The following is a 16,496-nucleotide window of genomic DNA, read 5'->3' on the forward strand; positions in this document are numbered from 1 at the left end:
ATTCCAAAAAAACTCCTTTGTACTTTCATACATTTGGGTTTATGATAGGATAGGATATAAAAAAGTTAAAAGGAGTTGATATTTTTGAGTTATTCCGTTGACCCGGACCCAAGTAGGCGCGGGGAAGTCAATGTACTCTTTGATTTGATTGAATTGAATATCAAGAATATCATCTCTAGAAAAGGATGTTGGCTTCCTCAAACAAAGTGAGTGAGGAGGTTTTGGCATGCTGGAAATGTTTAAAAGCACAGATTCGCGGGTGTTAGAACAAGTCGATACAATTTCAAAGGGCTGCTGGATCAATATTTATGCTCCAACACCCGAAGAAATCGCTAAAGTATCAAACGATGCCCAAGTAGATATTGATATTATAAAAGACGCGCTGGACGATGAAGAGCGTCCGAGGATTGAACGGGACGATGGCCGAGTTTATATCATCGTTGACTTTCCTTATATTATTCATGATGAAACGGGTCTTGCAGTTTATGAAACGATTCCGATTGGCATCATTTTAACAGAGGACAATATCATTACCGTTTCCTTAAAAGATTCTCCAATAATTGAAGAATTTCGGAAAAATCGCGTCAAAGAATTTTTTACTTTTAAAAAGACGCGCTTCGCTCTGCAAATTCTATTTGTGATATCATCCTATTATCTTCGTTATTTAAAGCAAATCAGTAAGAAAACAAATGAAATTGAACGTGAAGTACACCAATCTTTGAAGAATAAAGAACTATATGCCTTTTTAGCCTTAGAAAAAAGCTTAGTTTACTTTACAACTTCATTAAAATCGAATAAAGTCGTCCTCGATAAAATCCTGCGGTTTAACTATTTAAAAATGTATGAAGAAGATAAGGATTTATTGGAAGACGTAATGATTGAAAAAACCCAGGCAATTGAAATGGCGGAAACTTACCGTTCGATTTTGAGCGGGATGATGAATGCTTTTGCCTCCATCATTTCCAATAACCTGAATATTGTGATGAAGTTTTTAACTTCGATTACGATCATTTTGTCTTTCCCAACGATGGTAGCAAGCTTTTACGGAATGAATGTCGATATTCCATTCCAGCATGCGACCCATTCCTATGCAATACCGCTAATCATCTCTGCCTTTTTAACTAGTTTAACAGCGTTTATTTTTTGGAAAAAGAAATATTTCTAGATTACCAGCCATTCATTTGGCTGGTTTTTTTATTTTCAATGATAAAATTTCCCTATTTTTAATTGAATCGAAAAATAAAATTATTAATCCCTAAGGGTTTTTGATAGAAAATTAAAAATTTTCCCAACATTGAAAGCTGATAGATTGTTATTTTATAAGAAAATTAACAATAGGCTAGAACATCAGCAAATCGGCTGTCAATCAATTTTGAGGGGAGTTTTTTAATGAAAAAAGGGAAAATACTAGGGGCTGCAGTTATGAGTGCAGTGCTGGGAATCTCAATGTTTGCAACAGCCGCATTTGGTCAGCAATCAGCCAGTCAGGAAACGTATCGCGTCTTAATCCAAGGCCCATCTGGAGAGAGGGCAAAAGCTAAGGCAAACTATGGAGCACGTTGGGAGTTTGAGGGGCAAGGCTTCACAACGACGGTTAACGGACAGCAATATCAAGCACTCTTGAAAAATAAAAACCTAAAGATTGAGAGGCTTCCAGAACTACAACTGGGTGTAAATCAAGATGCAGTGACGAAAGCGACAGCCGTTCTTAGTGATTCAACACCTTGGGGAATTCAAGCAATCTATAATGATCCTAACATAACGGCTACTTCCGGTGGAAGTGGGATAAAGGTTGCTGTGCTTGACACTGGGGTTTTAAAAACTCATGTAGATTTGGCGGCGAATGTAGAGCAATGTAAGGATTTTTCCCAAAATAAATCTCCGTTAGTAGAAAACAGTTGTGCTGATGGGAATGGGCATGGAACACATGTCTCTGGCACCATTCTGGCAAATGGCAACAAAGGAAAGGGAATATACGGGGTGGCGCCTGAAGCAAATTTATGGTCCTATAAGGTCCTAAATAATCGTGGTTCTGGTTACTCAGATGATATTGCGGCAGCAATCCGCAAGGCTGCTGATGAGTCAGTTCGGCTTGGGGTCCACGTGATTATCTCGATGTCGCTTGGATCTAGTACAAAGGATTCCTTGATTTCCAGTGCGGTTGATTATGCGTATGGCAAAGGTGTTCTTGTTGTAGCAGCCGCCGGTAACGATGGTCCTGGAACAAACACAATTGGCTATCCCGGAGGATTAGCAAACGTTGTGGCCGTAGCAGCTTTGGAAAATGTTCAGCAAAATGGCACCTACCGTGTTGCTGATTTCTCATCAAGAGGAAATCCGGCTACTGACGCCGATTATGTTATTGGAGAGCGAGATGTAGAGGTTTCGGCCCCAGGTAGAGCAATTGAATCTACTTGGAATGACGGAGGCTACAATACGATTAGCGGAACATCGATGGCTACCCCGCACGTATCAGGTCTTGCTGCGAAAATCTGGGCTGCAAATCTAAATTGGTCAAATACCCAGTTACGGACAGAATTACAAAATCGTGCGAAAGTAAATGATATTAAAGGAGGCACGGGAGCGGCTGCAGGGGATGACTATGCATCAGGCTTCGGCTTCCCTCGGGTAAAGTAGAATGATAAAAAAGCCATTTGGCGCATTCCTGCCAAATGGCTTTTTTAGAATAGGTCTATATTCACTTTGATTAAAATTCTATATCTTAAAAATAATCTGAAAAAATATGTAAAAGGGGCTCCTTTTGTTGTAAAATAAGGAAAAAAGAAAGGCAAGCTAGGTGGATATATGGAATTTGGAGCCCTTATTAAATTCTATCGGACGCAAAGAGGAATGACGCAAGCAGAGCTTGCAAAGGGAATCTGTTCTGTCCCGCATTTAAGCAAGATTGAGAATAACTCAAAAGAAGCTAACGAGGAAACGGTCTCACTTTTGCTTGAAAGACTTAATATTAGTTTAGAAGAGATGGAAGAAAAAGAAGACCGAGTTAAGGTTTTACTAAGAGAGCTGGCTAACGGGATTAATTTCTATCTAAAGGATGAAATCGAAGAGACCTATCAGAAACTAAAAGAAATAGAGCATCTTATTCCATTTTCAAAGTATATATATATCTGGGAATTTTATAAATTTAGATACTTAATTTTTAAAGGATTGGTTGCTGAGGCCGAGAGTCAAAGAGACCTTTTATATAAGCATAAGAAAAATTTTTCCCAACATGAAGATTATTTATTTCGCTACTATAATGCGGTATTTTTAATGTGGAAGGGTCAAAATAAAAATGCAGATGATATACTCGATGCTCTTCATGCAGAGAATAGTATCGAAACCATTGACGGAGAATTCCTTTACCATCGAGCCCTCGTGAAGAGCTCACTTGAGCAATCAGGACATGCCATTCATTTTGGGAAAATGGCACTGCAAATGTTTATGAATCAACATAATTTCATCCGAATTCTTCACACACTTATGCTGCTGGGAATTAATTATACTCACTCCAATATTTATGAGGTTGCTCATGGATGTTTTCAGCACCTAATTCGAAATGCAGAATTAATAAAAGAGGAAAAATTACTTCCACAAATCTATCATAATATGGGGCATCTGCAGAATAAAATGAAGAATTTTAAAGAAGCGCTATACTATTACGAGAAAAGCTTGGCCCTACAGCCCAATTTCAATCAGCACTATCTAGTGACCTTGTATACTATCGGAGAACTATATTATTCTTTAAATTCATTCGATAAGGCAAGGGCGTGCTTTCAGGAAGTGAATTCTTTGGCTAAGGATTTAGGTGTAAAAAAATATAGACTTTTAGCTGATTTTTATCTATTCCTGATGACCTCACCAGTAAAAGGGTTCAAATTTTTAGAACTAAAGGTTATCCCATATTTTGAAGAAGCAAATGAACATCTTGATGACCTTACCCGTTTTTATAAAATGCTTGCCGATTATTACAATGAAAAAGGAATGGTCATTGAAACAGTTCATTATTTAAATAAAATTACGTAGGGGGTCAATATGAAAAAGGTTGTTGTTCTTTTATTTTCACTTGCTTTACTTGTTCCTGTTGTATCAGCCAAGGGTGTTGAAGTTCAAAGGTCTTCTAATAATGTAGCAATTGAACTGCCAAGTGAACATCCAATTCAGCCGCCAATTGGATAATAATGAAATGTCCCTGAATTTTTTCAGGGATTTTTTTATGAAAAAAGTGATATCCCTTTCGAACAAAATTGAATAAAGATACTAATAAGTATTTCATTGAAAGGGTATCGCAATGGGTAAAAATAATGAAAATGAGCAAGTTTTTTCTGAAAAGGAAGAAGCAATCATTAAGCTTGAAAAACAGGTTGCTATGGGTGTTTGGATCCAAGCGGTCGGACAATTAATTGAATTAGTAAGCTTATACAGGCTATATCTTATTAGTGATGAAGAGGAACCCATTGTTGAAAAACAAATTCTTACAGGTGCATCCTTGCAAACGCTCGGAACATTTTTAGAAGCAATTGGTGTCACTGAAGAAATCGGTATTGATAGCGCCGAAGTTAGTATTGGTGCCCAAAAATTAGCAGTAACGGGTGATTGGATTCAGGCACTAGGAGCAATATTGGAAGCTGCAGGCGGAAGTGAAATCATTAAAGAAAATGCTAATTTATTTGTCCCTTAAAAGGAATGAAACTGACACAAATAAGGGTATCCTAATCATATGTGTTGATAAATTATGGAAGAGGATTGAGGAGGATATAATGAAATCATTTGTTGTTGGTTTTCATCAAGAAGACAATGTAGATGCGATGCAAATACAAAAACTAAGCAAAGAGGATTTTGATAAAGCATCCGAAGGCGGGACGCGGCATTTATTTGAGCTGGATACAAACATTGGCTTTTTTGTCTTTTTTGATGCGGAGGATGCGGATGGACTGGTTTCATACATGGTTTTGCAATATGAAGAAGATAATGAAGAACCGGTTGCTTGTTATTCGTTCCAGCTGAAGGATTTTTACGAGTTTATGGCCCTTTACCTAAGTGACCTTGGATATAATGACGAAATGGAAGAAGAGGACGAAGAATACGGACCAATCCATCACCTCGCCCACCTTCTGTTTCATATTGTTGAGGAAGGTCAGAGTCTCGAAGTATAAGAAAAAACAAGCACCGGACCAAAATGGACCGGTGCTTGTTTTTTACCCTTTCGCCTCATCTTTTTTCTGCACTACAACACGGGCATTGCCCATGAAAAAGATGGTAATGGCAGCAAGAGCTATTGGGATTAACGTAAGCATAAAGGTTTGTGTAATCGAATCCGACATCGCGTGAACAATTTTATCCAAAATAAAGCTAGGGATTTTCGAACGCTCACTTGCTTGGAAAATTTGTCTTGGATCGCCCATTTGGAAACCTTGACTTCCCGCACCCTGCATACCTTTAAACGCCTCTTTAAGTTTGTCCGTAAAGAAATTGTTTTGAAGAGAGCCAAAGATTGTTACACCCAGCGTCATGCCAAAAGAACGAAGGAATGAGTTGGTTGAATTGGCAGTCCCGCGGTATTGCGGCTCCAAATTGTGCATCGATGCCGTTGGCAATAACGAGAATGAAAAGCCAACGCCGAAACCGACAAGGATCATATAAATGGTTAATAACCAGCGGGCGGTATCGACCGTTAACGTACCAAGAAGATACATCCCAACAACGTATGAAACAATTGAAAGAAACATCAAATTTCGATAAGAGGTTCTCGTTAAGAAAATACCACCGATTGAACTGCCAGCAACAGACCCCAGCATCATCGGTGTCAAAATAAGTCCTGCATTCTTAGCTGTGCCCCCATAAACTGCTTGGACAAAGATCGGGATAAATACTGTTAAAATAATAAACGTACCACCATATAAGAAGGCGAGGATTTGCGAGGTAGCAAACAAGCGTCGTTTAAACAGCCATAACGGTAAGATTGGTTCGGCAGCTTTTAATTCGGCTATGAAAAAAACAACAAAAAAGACAACAAAGCTTGTAAATAAGCCGATGATTTGAATGGAATCCCAGTCGTATTCCTTACCGCCTAGTTCAAGGGCAAACATTAAGCTTACCACCGAAATTATCAGCGTGATCGCACCAGCCCAGTCAATTTTTTGCTTAGAGTGCTGCAATGATTCATGGTAATAACGAACAATCAAAATAATCGAAACGATACCTATTGGAACATTCACATAAAAAACCCAATGCCAGCTAATATAATCCGTGATATAGGCACCTAAAAGCGGTCCTAACACACTAGATGCTCCAAATACGGCACCAAGCAGGCCAGTCATTTTTCCACGATTTTCAGGTGGGAATATATCAAAAACAATCGTAAAGGCAATCGGCATAAGAGCTCCGCCGCCAATCCCCTGAATAGCGCGGTAAACACTCAATTGTACGATACTTTGGGCAATCCCGCATAAGGCCGACCCGAGGAGAAAGACGACTAATCCGAAAATAAAAAAGCGTTTTCGGCCGTACATATCGGATAACTTACCGAATATCGGCATCCCAGCCATAACGGCAACCATGTAAGCTGACGTTACCCAAATAAATTTATCGAGGCCGCCAAGATCGGATACGATGGTTCCCATGGCCGTTGCGACAATCGTGTTGTCCATGGCTGCCATCAAAATAGCTAATAGTAAGCCTGTCACAACAAGTTTAATATTTTGGTCTTTTTTAATCATAAAAATCTCCTTAATATGGTCTAAAAGTAAAAAGTATTGGCAATTCTTGCCAAGGATTCCTCCTCCTGAAGATTATTTTAACTGATGGCTGGCATAAAATAAATTTTTGAATCAAAATTATAGCGATAAAAAAAATCCCCTACTTTTAAGGGGATTAAACCATCCATTATTTTAAAACATCATGATCAACATAACGCTCGCCGTTCATTTCACTAATAACATTAATAGCGACCTTTGCACCGTCTCCGGCAGTTATGATGGTATGCATGCTGACTCCGGCAATGGTTCCAGCAGCCCAAATTCCTTCAATATTTGTTTTACCTTGAGCATCCACGTCAATAATGGTTTTAATTCTCGGCTCTGTTCCTGGCTTGGTTGTTACTCCAACTTTCTCTGCTAAGTCAGCCATCATTCCTGTTGCCACAATGACATGCTTTGCTTCATATGTAGATTGGTCGGTTTCAACTGTTAAGCCGCTATCTGATTTGCTAATATTAGTAACAGTGGCTGTAACCAGTTCAGCACCAAATTTGCTTGCTTGTTTTTTACCAGTCTCAACAAGATTTGGACCAGAGATTTCTAAAATACCGTAATGATTTTCAATCCATGCTCTCTTGGTAACGCTTTTATCATTATCTACCAATAGTGTCTTTTTTCCAGCTTTCGCCGTAAATAAGGCAGCACTTGCCCCAGTAGGTCCAGCACCGATAATCACAACATCAAACATCTACAAAACCTCCATTAATAAAATTATTAACAGTATTATCCTAGCGTAACAAAAAATGAAAGTAAAATAAAATGCATGTTTTGAGATATTGGGAAATCGAAGTATTAAAAAAGACTCTTGTGTTATTTTTCTCATACATATACTGTAAAACTAAAAAGGAGATTGACATGTTGGAGATTGTCCCGCTCGGTGATCTGGCCTTACGAGTATCTTTTGGCAATGAAATAAACGAAGCTATTCATTGGGAAATACAAGGATTTATTGCCAAGCTGAAAGCTGCAAAGGTGCAGGGGATTGTTGAATGGGTTCCTACCTATAATGCAGTTGCCATTTACTATCGACCAGAAATCATCAGTTTTGCCAACTTGGCAGTAAAAGTAAAGGAAATTTATATTCATAAAAATAATGTAAAAGCCATTCATCCAATCGTCTTTGAGATTCCAGTTTATTATGGAGGTCCAGATCTATCCTTTATAGCAGATTATCATCAACTAAGTGTAGATGAAGTAATTGCGATGCACAGCAATAAGGAATACCTCATCTATATGATGGGTTTTGTGCCTGGGTTTCCATATCTTGGCGGACTTTCACCGAAACTTGCAGTACCAAGGCTAGAACATCCGAGGCCGAGAGTGCCAGCAGGCTCGGTGGGAATAGGCGGCAATCAAACGGGAATTTATCCATCTGAAGTTCCCTCAGGCTGGAGGATATTGGGTATTACCCCTGTAAAGCTTTTTGATTTAAATAATTCTTCGCCGATTCTTTTTTCGGCAGGCGATTATATTAAGTTTTATCCGATTGATGAACAAGAATATGCTAGAATCAATCAATTGGTAGAGGAAAATAAATTTCATGTCCGTTTTTACAAAAGGGGGGAAAATGATGCAAGTAATTGATTTAAACTGCGATCTGGGTGAGAGCTTCGGTCCATTTAAGATTGGAAATGATCAAGAGGTATTAAACTATATTTCAAGTGCCAATATTGCCTGCGGTTACCATGCTGGTGACCACAATGTCATGTTTGAAACTGTTAGGCTCGCGAAAAAATCTGGCGTCCTTATTGGCGCACACCCTGGTCTGCCAGATCTCGCTGGATTTGGCAGACGAGAAATGATTATTTCTCCGCAAGAGGTTTATCATCTAGTTGTTTATCAAATTGGGGCTTTGGCTGCTGTTTGTAAAGCGAATGGTATAGCACTGGCACATGTGAAGCCACATGGTGCATTGTATAATATGTCAGCTAAAAATCGGAAAATGGCGGCTGCCATTGCCGCTGCAATTGCTGATGTCGATCCAGCTCAAGTTTTATTTGGTCTTGCCGGCAGCGAACTAGTGAAGGCTGGGAAAGAAAAAGGCCTTCATGTAGCGGAGGAAGTGTTTGCCGATCGCACCTACCAGGCCGATGGTACTCTGACTTCCCGTCAGGAGAAAAACGCCATTATCCATGATTCAGATTCTGCAATCAAAAGAGTGATTCGCATGATAAAAGAGGGAAAAGTAGAGACGGTTGATGGAACAGATATCAATATAAAGGCTGATACCATATGTGTTCACGGAGACGAGCCACTAGCGTTAGAATTCGTCACCCAATTAAAGCAAGCACTTGTTCAAGAAAATATCTCCCTTCGAAAAAGCTGGGGAAATCCATGAAAACGGCCATTTTTAAAGTGTTAAAGCCTGGTCTGCAAACAACGGTTCAGGATTTAGGTAGATATGGGTATCAGCAATTCGGCATCAGTCCCTCAGGTGCAATGGACACTTACTCGATGCAAGTATCCAACATCCTTGTAGGGAATCTTGCAAGTGAAGCAGTCCTTGAAGCTTCCATTATTGGACCAGTTTTAGAAGCATTAAGTGATATAACCTTAGCAATCTGCGGCGGGGATTTTACTCCAAAAGTGGACGAAAGAGAAGCTCCTATATGGAAGAGTTTTCTGATTAAGAAGGGACAAATTCTATCAGCAGGCTCTGGTAAATATGGTGCAAGAGCTTATATTGCCATTTCAGGGGGGATCGATGTCCCTGATGTTTTAGGCAGTAAATCCACCTTTATGCATGGAAGATTTGGCGGGTATGACGGACGTGCCTTACAAAGAGGCGATATATTATGGGGGCAACCGTTGATAAAGAAGCCTTTTAAATCATTAATTCCTGAACTTATTCCTAGGTATAAAAAGCAAATCAAAGTCAGGTTTATTCCTGGACCCCATCAAGATCGGTTTACAAAAGAGAGTCTCAAGAAATTTTGCACAGCAGAATATGTGATAACACCACAGTCTAATCGAATGGGTTATCAGCTTAAGGGCCCCCAATTAAAACATATAAATGGTCCGGATATTATTTCTGATCCAATTCCATTAGGTGGAATCCAAGTACCAGCAAGCGGGCAGCCGATTATCTTAATGGCTGAAAGGCAGACCACTGGCGGCTACACCAGAATTGGCACCGTAATTTCTGTAGATATACCACTACTTGCGCAGGCGGTGCCTGACACTGTGGTACAGTTCTCCATAGTGTCAATAGAGGAAGCGCAGCGATTATATTTACAAAACCAGATTTTATTAAAGCATTTGTCACTGGCCGCAAAATAAACAGTACAATTTTGTGAAAGTTTGTGCAACCTCTTGCATAATGGAAATCAATTCTAATCATTTGTTATTTACTAATGGAACACTATCAGGTAAAATAATTTTGTATAATACATATCGAAATAGTAGGAATTAAAAAATTCTACTATTCTCTTTTTATTATTATAAATTCATCATAGGGGGAAGAAGAATTGGTTCGTAAAAATGTAAATATTCTTGTAGCCATTTTACTAAGTATCTTATTAGTACTTGCAGGATGTTCTTCGAAAACGAAGGATAATGCGGGCACGAAAGATAAAGGTGAAACTGCAAATAAACCAGATACCTTTATTTATGGAATTGACGGGGATCCAGGTAACGCAGTAAACGTCATCTCAACAGGTGACCGTTACGGGTTAATGGAAATCAAAACACTTTACTCTCCATTGTATATGTATAATGGAAAGGATAATGTTAAGTACTTCTTGGCTGAAAGCATGACTCCTTCAGCGGATTTCTTAACGTATACTGCAAAATTAAGAAAAGACGTAAAATGGCATGATGGACAGCCATTTACTGCTGATGATGTTGTCTTCACATATGAACAAATGTTAAAAGAAGAAAATGGCGGCTGGGCAAGAAGCCAGCTAATCTTTAATAACCAGCCTGTAAAAGTTGAAAAAGTAGATGACTACACAGTTAAGTTCACACTTCCAACAGTCAGCATGGGTGCGATGGAAGCTTTAGGAAACATCTTCATCATGCCTAAACATGTTTACGAAGGTGAAGCAAATATTGCGAACAGCGCAAAAAATGCCACTCCAGTTGGTACTGGCCCATATAAATTAAAAGAATATAAAGCCGGTGAAAGTGTCACGTTTGAAAAGAATGATGATTATTTCCTAGGCGCGCCTAAAATCGCAAAAGTTGTTTACCGTATTATCATGGATCCAAATACAGCGACATTAGCTCTGCAAAAAGGGGAAATTAATGCCCTGGCGATTCAGCCATCAGATACAAGTAAATTTAAAGGTAACGCCAATGTTTCAATTAAGCCATATGATGAAGGTCGAATTGGTTACCTAGCATTTAACTTAAGCTCAAAAGCAGTGCAGTCAAAGGACGTAAGGACAGCAATTGCTTACGGATTGAATCGTGAGGAAATCAATACAGCAAGCTACGTTTCTACTGATTTTTCAAAGCCAGCTTATTCTTTCTTGCCTAAAAAAGCAACCTACTTTACTGATAAGGTAGAAAAACATAAATTTGATACGAAAAAGTCAAAAGACTTGCTGGCAAAAGCCGGAGTATCCGATTTAAAATTAAAACTTGCGTTTATCGCCAATAATCCAATCCAGCAAAAGCAAGCAGCTGTCATTCAACAAAACTTAAAAGAGGCAGGCGTTTCTGTTGAGTTAGTCGGAATGGATGCAACAGCTTTAAGCAAGAAGCTTCAAAGCGTCCAAACGGACTTTGATATGTATCTAAGTGGATATATCATGGGAATTGACCCAGATACCTTTAATTCCTTGTTTGTTACCAATGGTGAGGCAAACTACATGCATTATAGCAATCCAAAAGTGGATGAGTTATTTAATCAAGGCCGTGTAGAAAAAGATGATACGAAGCGTAAAGCGATTTATGAGGAAATTCAAAAACTCATTATCGAAGATGCGGCCTTCTATCCTTTAACAGAAAACAAACGGATTCTTTCAATTGATTCTAGAATCAAAGGAATCGAAGAAGCAGCGTTAGTTCCAGTTTATACCTTTGAAGATATGTCAAAACTATCTTATTAAAAAAATACGTGCTTAGTAGATAAAGATAAACAGTTCGCTGTTTATCTTTATTTATTAAGAATAAAAGTAATAAAATAATAGAGTAAAATAATGCAAGTACTGTCTTCAACTAGGCTATGAGCATTCAAGGGACGTAAGGAGTGGGATTATTTTTGCTAAAGTATATATTTAAACGGATTTTACAGGCTATACCTTTGCTTTTTATTATTTCGATTATTTGCTTTACACTCATCCAATTGGCTCCATATGATGCAGTCGATGCGATGACAACACCAAACATGACGAAGAAAACAATCGACCTCATAAAAGCAAGATATGGATTGGACCAACCAGCCTATATGCAATATTTTTATTGGATAAAAGGGATATTGTCCGGTGAGTGGGGTTACTCAATCGTCACGCATGAAAGTATTACCAATGATCTTTCAGTAAGGATCCCAAATACGATTCTACTTGTTCTTCCGGCTTACATCCTTGCCTTACTATTATCTATCATTCTTGGATTAGTGGCTGGAGCGAATAAAGGGAAAGCAGCGGATAAAATCATTGATGGGCTAAGTTCATTCGGGATTGCGATCCCAAGCTTTTGGATGGCGATGATTCTTGTGTTTATTTTCGGCTATCTTTTAAATATTTTTCCAATCCTTGGGATGCACACGATTGGAAATGAAGAGTCATTCTCCGACCTGCTAAGTCATATGGTATTGCCGTGTACGGTGTTAACGCTCTCTTTCATGCCAGAGCTTGTTCGTTATGTCCGCTCATCAACCATAGGGCAGCTTTCAGAAGATTATGTTATGGTCCAACAGGCATATGGGGCCGCTTCTAGTTGGATCTTATTTAAGCATGTACTTAGAAATGTGCTGCTTCCCATTATTACGATTGTTGGGATGAGTCTTCCGATGCTTGTCACCGGAGCGGTCGTAACAGAAACAGTTTTTGGCTGGCCGGGAATTGGTACGTATTTTGTAAAAGCCATCCAAGGATTTGATTACCCAGTTGTCATGGCCATCATGCTGCTTTCTTCAAGCCTTGTGATTATCGGTAATCTAGTGTCCGACCTTTTATATTGCATCGTAGATCCGAGAATCAAGGGAATGGGGGAATAGAACATGGCCGGAAAGAAAAATCGAAGAGTAAAACAATTTAAAGATGAGCTGAAACGTAATAAAACGGCGGCTATTGCTCTAATTTTCCTTATTCTCATCCTGCTGATTTCCATTTTTGCCTTTTTATCACCTTATCCTCCTGATAAGGTCGATGTCACGAGTGTGCTTCAAGGACCTAGCGCCGACCATTGGTTTGGTACAGACGAGCTAGGCAGAGACTATTTTACAAGAGCATTATTTGGCGGGAGAATCTCTCTTACAGTTGGTATTTTAGCGATGCTTATTTCGACTAGTATTGGAGTATTAGTGGGAACGATAAGCGGCTATTTTGGCGGCAGGGTCGACAACTTTTTAATGAGATCAGTTGATGTGATTTCTTCAATCCCATGGATGATTCTTGTTACGGTTGTAAGTATCTATCTTACACCAGGGCTAAAAGCGATTATTCTTGTCATTGGACTTTTTACATGGATGAGCACCGCGAGACTAGTCCGAGCGGAGACACTTTCGATAAAAGAAAGAGAGTATGTTTTATACGCAAAATCATCGGGGCAGTCATTGCCAAGAGTCATTATCAAGCATATAATCCCAGCAGTGTTTCCAACGTTTATCGTTGCATCCACCGTTAGTATTGCCAATGCAATCTTAATGGAATCGGCTTTAAGTTTCCTAGGGCTCGGAATTCAACAGCCCTTATCTTCATGGGGAAGCATGCTCCAAAATGCACAAGGAAATCTAGGAAATGCTCCATATATGGCGATATTACCTGGGCTTCTCATTGTACTGACTGTTTATTCGTTTAATAGACTAGGTGATATTCTTCGTGCTGTTGTCGAGCCGAAGACGAGTGGGAAATAACAAGGAGGTATGGATGAAATGGGTAACATTACCGAAGATAATAATCATTTACTAGACGTCAAAAACCTCCGTACCAACTTTTACAATGGCAATGTGAAAATGGAAGTGATTAGAGGAATTGACTTTAATGTAAAAAAGGGTGAAATACTTGGGATTGTTGGTGAATCAGGTAGCGGAAAAAGCGTTATGGTTAAATCCATTCTCGGCATAATCCCCAGTAATGCGAAAGTGGATGCGGGAGAAATTGTTTTAGATGGCAAGCATCTAGAGAATCAATCAAAAAAAGAAAAGAGGGCGATTAGAGGCCGAGATATTGCGATGATATTTCAAGACCCAATGACTGCCCTAAATCCATTAAAAAAAGCTGGAGATCATCTTATTGAATTGTTAATAAGGGTTCGAGGCTTGAACAAGAAGGAAGCCAGGCTTGAGGCTGTTGAACTGCTGAGAATGGTTGGCATCCCTTCTCCTGAAACGAGAGTGAATCAATACCCGCATGAATTTAGCGGTGGAATGAGGCAAAGGGTACTAATCGCCATGGCATTGGCGTGCAATCCCAAGCTTTTAATTGCAGATGAACCAACAACTGCCCTCGATGTCACCATTCAAGCACAAATACTTGAACTCTTAAAAAAACTGCAGCAAGAAAATGATATGTCGGTCGTGTTCATCACCCATGACCTTGGAGTGGTAGCGACCATTTGCAGCCGAATTTTGGTCATGTATGCGGGAATGGTGATGGAAGAAGGGCTTGTTAATGAAATCTTTTATTCACCGAAGCATCCCTATACAAAGGCGCTGCTGAATTCTATTCCTAGAGTGGACGGGGAGAAAACGAGATTAAAGCCGATTAAAGGGGCGGCCCCATCACTTCAAAATATAAAGAACGGATGCCCATTCGCCGAACGATGCGAGTTTGCAATGGATAAATGTTTTAATGAAGTACCAGAATACAAGCGCTTTTCATCAACGCAAAAAAGCATGTGCTTTTTAACAGGGGAAGGTGACAACCTGGATGATTGAGACAAAGGAAAAACTTATTGAAGTAAACAATCTAAAAAAATACTTCCCATTAAAAACTTCACTTTTTAGTAAAAATAAACAAGTTGTGAAAGCAGTCGATGATGTCTCGTTTCATATTTTCAAAGGGGAGACTTTCGGACTTGTTGGGGAATCTGGGTGCGGCAAATCCACTTTGGGCAGAACGCTTAATCGTTTATACGACCCAACATCTGGAGAAATTCATTTTGATGGCAAGGATATTGCCAATCTAAATAATAAAGAACTGCAACCCTATCGAAAAAGAATGCAAATGATCTTTCAGGATCCATACTCATCATTAAACCCATATATGAATGTGGAAGAAATCATTGATGAACCATTGGAGATTCACACCACTCTCTTAAAAAATGAAAGAAAAGAAGTTATTACCGATATTTTAGAAAAAGTAGGCCTAAAAAAAGAAGATATGGAAAAATTCCCGCATGAATTCAGTGGCGGACAGCGTCAAAGAATTGGAATTGCGAGGGCATTGGCGATAAATCCGGAGTTCATTATTTGTGATGAGGCCATATCCGCTTTGGATGTTTCCATTCAGGCTCAAGTGATTAATATGTTAGAAGATTTACAGAGTGAGATGAAGCTTACTTATTTATTTGTTGCACATGACCTATCCATGGTCCGCCATATCTCCGATCGTATTGGGGTTATGTATCTAGGGAAAATTGTTGAGATTTCGAAGAGCGATGAGTTGTACCATAAACCGTTGCATCCCTATACTCAAGCATTATTGTCAGCTATTCCAATCCCGGATCCGATTAAAGCACAGAATAGCAAGCGCGAAATAATCACAGGCGAGCTTCCAAGCCCGATTGAAATGGAAACAGGCTGTCGTTTCCGTTCTCGCTGCCCATTTGCAAAGCCAATCTGTGCAGAAAAAGATCCTCAATTAAAGGAAGTAGATGGAGAACATCTTGTAGCATGCCATTTATATTAAAAAGGTGGATGGAAGTATGGAAAAGGTAAAGTTAGCATTAAATTATGCCCTTATGCTAGAAATGATGAAAGCAAAAGGATACAATAATCCCACCATCGCTGCGCTCTTAAGTGAGGGGAAAGAAGAACTTCTGGAAAGCATAGGAGAGGGGATTCCTTCTTGGAAAGCGATGGTCGACTATTATCGTTTGAATAAAGATAAATGCCACCAAGCCCTTCACGAAGGATATGAGTTTTCTTTTTTGACAAAGGGAGCACTCAAGTCGTTGTTGACAATCAAGTTTGCGATGAAGGAAGGTGAAGATTTCGTTGATACTGGAGAGTTTTTAGATGCTGTTAAAATGACCGCTAACAATCTTTATGTTCTTAAAGAAATGATTGCTAAAAACTGGACCATCATTTTACAGGAAGAGAACATTGGCGAGGACCTTCATCTGCTTAAAATCGAGCTGACTCATAAACCAAATTTTAATATAAAATAACGGCATAATAAAAAGAACCATCATTTCCGTCCTGGGATTGATGGTTCTTATGTTTAAATTGAAATAAATGGTCTTTCTTCGTCTTCGTTACCCTTAATCTCATGTCTGCGAAAACAAATGAACTGCGTTTTACTTCAGGATTCATTTTTCCTTCACGCGCAAGCTTTTCGCGTAATTTTTTGGCTTTGGATTTGGCCAAATTAATCACTCCTTAAATTTTGATTCATTCCATTATATAAC

18 protein-coding genes are annotated in these 16,496 nt (G+C 39.2%); 15 read left to right on the forward strand and 3 right to left on the reverse strand.

What is annotated here, in order from left to right:
* The first annotated feature begins 226 nt into the window (after positions 1 to 226).
* From ABES02_RS11725 to ABES02_RS11750, 6 genes are all read left to right on the forward strand, one after another.
* Positions 227 to 1,165, forward strand: a complete 939-nt coding sequence (locus ABES02_RS11725; protein ID WP_430134556.1) for a magnesium transporter CorA family protein — start codon at positions 227 to 229, stop codon at positions 1,163 to 1,165.
* Positions 1,166 to 1,389: 224 nt separating this feature from the next.
* The gene (locus tag ABES02_RS11730; protein ID WP_430134559.1) at positions 1,390 to 2,637 is read left to right on the forward strand and encodes a S8 family peptidase; all 1,248 of its coding nucleotides are present in this window, start codon (positions 1,390 to 1,392) and stop codon (positions 2,635 to 2,637) included.
* A gap of 168 nt (positions 2,638 to 2,805) precedes the next feature.
* Entirely contained in the window at positions 2,806 to 4,026 is a 1,221-nt protein-coding gene (locus ABES02_RS11735; protein WP_430134562.1) for a helix-turn-helix domain-containing protein, read from the forward strand.
* Positions 4,027 to 4,035: 9 nt separating this feature from the next.
* Positions 4,036 to 4,179 carry a hypothetical protein gene (locus ABES02_RS11740; protein WP_430134564.1) on the forward strand — a complete coding sequence of 48 codons (144 nt, stop codon included), beginning with the start codon at positions 4,036 to 4,038 and terminating at the stop codon, positions 4,177 to 4,179.
* Between the two features lie 112 nt (positions 4,180 to 4,291).
* Entirely contained in the window at positions 4,292 to 4,681 is a 390-nt protein-coding gene (locus ABES02_RS11745) for a DUF6944 family repetitive protein (protein ID WP_430134567.1), read from the forward strand.
* Positions 4,682 to 4,760: 79 nt separating this feature from the next.
* The gene (locus tag ABES02_RS11750; protein ID WP_430134571.1) at positions 4,761 to 5,156 is read left to right on the forward strand and encodes a cytosolic protein; all 396 of its coding nucleotides are present in this window, start codon (positions 4,761 to 4,763) and stop codon (positions 5,154 to 5,156) included.
* Between the two features lie 42 nt (positions 5,157 to 5,198).
* Here the strand turns inward: ABES02_RS11750 and ABES02_RS11755 are convergent, their stop codons facing one another.
* Positions 5,199 to 6,719 carry an MDR family MFS transporter gene (locus ABES02_RS11755; protein WP_430134573.1) on the reverse strand — a complete coding sequence of 507 codons (1,521 nt, stop codon included), beginning with the start codon at positions 6,717 to 6,719 and terminating at the stop codon, positions 5,199 to 5,201.
* 166 nt (positions 6,720 to 6,885) lie between these two features.
* Positions 6,886 to 7,446 carry an NAD(P)/FAD-dependent oxidoreductase gene (locus tag ABES02_RS11760; RefSeq protein WP_430134576.1) on the reverse strand — a complete coding sequence of 187 codons (561 nt, stop codon included), beginning with the start codon at positions 7,444 to 7,446 and terminating at the stop codon, positions 6,886 to 6,888.
* A gap of 167 nt (positions 7,447 to 7,613) precedes the next feature.
* On the opposite strand from ABES02_RS11760, the gene pxpB reads away from it, so the two are divergent.
* From pxpB to ABES02_RS11805, 9 genes are all read left to right on the forward strand, one after another.
* Positions 7,614 to 8,342, forward strand: coding sequence for a 5-oxoprolinase subunit PxpB (pxpB, locus tag ABES02_RS11765; protein ID WP_430134579.1), 729 nt, complete (start codon positions 7,614 to 7,616; stop codon positions 8,340 to 8,342).
* Complete coding sequence (locus ABES02_RS11770; RefSeq protein WP_430134581.1) at positions 8,329 to 9,096, forward strand: LamB/YcsF family protein; 768 nt, start codon at positions 8,329 to 8,331, stop codon at positions 9,094 to 9,096. Before pxpB ends, ABES02_RS11770 begins: the two co-directional genes overlap by 14 nt.
* Positions 9,093 to 10,037 (forward strand): biotin-dependent carboxyltransferase family protein, encoded by a 945-nt coding sequence (locus ABES02_RS11775; protein ID WP_430134584.1) that lies wholly within the window; start codon positions 9,093 to 9,095, stop codon positions 10,035 to 10,037. Before ABES02_RS11770 ends, ABES02_RS11775 begins: the two co-directional genes overlap by 4 nt.
* 188 nt (positions 10,038 to 10,225) lie before the next feature.
* Complete coding sequence (locus ABES02_RS11780) at positions 10,226 to 11,812, forward strand: ABC transporter substrate-binding protein (RefSeq protein ID WP_430134587.1); 1,587 nt, start codon at positions 10,226 to 10,228, stop codon at positions 11,810 to 11,812.
* Positions 11,813 to 11,964: 152 nt separating this feature from the next.
* On the forward strand, positions 11,965 to 12,921 hold the full coding sequence (locus ABES02_RS11785; protein ID WP_430134589.1) for an ABC transporter permease: 957 nt from the start codon (positions 11,965 to 11,967) through the stop codon (positions 12,919 to 12,921).
* 3 nt (positions 12,922 to 12,924) lie between these two features.
* Complete coding sequence (locus ABES02_RS11790; RefSeq protein WP_430134591.1) at positions 12,925 to 13,779, forward strand: ABC transporter permease; 855 nt, start codon at positions 12,925 to 12,927, stop codon at positions 13,777 to 13,779.
* An 18-nt stretch (positions 13,780 to 13,797) separates the two neighbouring features.
* Positions 13,798 to 14,802 (forward strand): ABC transporter ATP-binding protein, encoded by a 1,005-nt coding sequence (locus ABES02_RS11795; protein ID WP_430134594.1) that lies wholly within the window; start codon positions 13,798 to 13,800, stop codon positions 14,800 to 14,802.
* Positions 14,795 to 15,775: an ABC transporter ATP-binding protein gene (locus tag ABES02_RS11800; RefSeq protein ID WP_430134597.1), complete on the forward strand. Its 981-nt coding sequence runs from the start codon at positions 14,795 to 14,797 to the stop codon at positions 15,773 to 15,775. Before ABES02_RS11795 ends, ABES02_RS11800 begins: the two co-directional genes overlap by 8 nt.
* 16 nt (positions 15,776 to 15,791) lie before the next feature.
* A complete protein-coding gene (locus tag ABES02_RS11805) occupies positions 15,792 to 16,256 on the forward strand; it encodes a hypothetical protein (protein ID WP_430134600.1) in 465 nt (154 codons plus the stop codon).
* Here the strand turns inward: ABES02_RS11805 and ABES02_RS11810 are convergent.
* The gene (locus ABES02_RS11810; protein WP_430134603.1) at positions 16,243 to 16,455 is read right to left on the reverse strand and encodes a hypothetical protein; all 213 of its coding nucleotides are present in this window, start codon (positions 16,453 to 16,455) and stop codon (positions 16,243 to 16,245) included. The genes ABES02_RS11805 and ABES02_RS11810 overlap by 14 nt on opposite strands.
* Between the last annotated feature and the right edge of the window lie 41 nt (positions 16,456 to 16,496).

Source organism: Neobacillus pocheonensis (assembly GCF_050477905.1).
Lineage (GTDB): Bacteria > Bacillota > Bacilli > Bacillales > Cytobacillaceae > Neobacillus > Neobacillus pocheonensis_A.

What these genes read in the sequence shown, in the direction of transcription:
- ABES02_RS11725 (WP_430134556.1), top strand. Translation starts at nt 227, where the DNA reads ATGCTGGAAATGTTTAAAAGCACAGATTCGCGGGTGTTAGAACAAGTC.
- ABES02_RS11730 (WP_430134559.1), top strand. Translation starts at nt 1,390, where the DNA reads ATGAAAAAAGGGAAAATACTAGGGGCTGCAGTTATGAGTGCAGTGCTG.
- ABES02_RS11735 (WP_430134562.1), top strand. Translation starts at nt 2,806, where the DNA reads ATGGAATTTGGAGCCCTTATTAAATTCTATCGGACGCAAAGAGGAATG.
- ABES02_RS11740 (WP_430134564.1), top strand. Translation starts at nt 4,036, where the DNA reads ATGAAAAAGGTTGTTGTTCTTTTATTTTCACTTGCTTTACTTGTTCCT.
- ABES02_RS11745 (WP_430134567.1), top strand. Translation starts at nt 4,292, where the DNA reads ATGGGTAAAAATAATGAAAATGAGCAAGTTTTTTCTGAAAAGGAAGAA.
- ABES02_RS11750 (WP_430134571.1), top strand. Translation starts at nt 4,761, where the DNA reads ATGAAATCATTTGTTGTTGGTTTTCATCAAGAAGACAATGTAGATGCG.
- ABES02_RS11755 (WP_430134573.1), bottom strand. Translation starts at nt 6,719, where the DNA reads ATGATTAAAAAAGACCAAAATATTAAACTTGTTGTGACAGGCTTACTA.
- ABES02_RS11760 (WP_430134576.1), bottom strand. Translation starts at nt 7,446, where the DNA reads ATGTTTGATGTTGTGATTATCGGTGCTGGACCTACTGGGGCAAGTGCT.
- pxpB (WP_430134579.1), top strand. Translation starts at nt 7,614, where the DNA reads ATGTTGGAGATTGTCCCGCTCGGTGATCTGGCCTTACGAGTATCTTTT.
- ABES02_RS11770 (WP_430134581.1), top strand. Translation starts at nt 8,329, where the DNA reads ATGCAAGTAATTGATTTAAACTGCGATCTGGGTGAGAGCTTCGGTCCA.
- ABES02_RS11775 (WP_430134584.1), top strand. Translation starts at nt 9,093, where the DNA reads ATGAAAACGGCCATTTTTAAAGTGTTAAAGCCTGGTCTGCAAACAACG.
- ABES02_RS11790 (WP_430134591.1), top strand. Translation starts at nt 12,925, where the DNA reads ATGGCCGGAAAGAAAAATCGAAGAGTAAAACAATTTAAAGATGAGCTG.
- ABES02_RS11795 (WP_430134594.1), top strand. Translation starts at nt 13,798, where the DNA reads ATGGGTAACATTACCGAAGATAATAATCATTTACTAGACGTCAAAAAC.
- ABES02_RS11800 (WP_430134597.1), top strand. Translation starts at nt 14,795, where the DNA reads ATGATTGAGACAAAGGAAAAACTTATTGAAGTAAACAATCTAAAAAAA.
- ABES02_RS11805 (WP_430134600.1), top strand. Translation starts at nt 15,792, where the DNA reads ATGGAAAAGGTAAAGTTAGCATTAAATTATGCCCTTATGCTAGAAATG.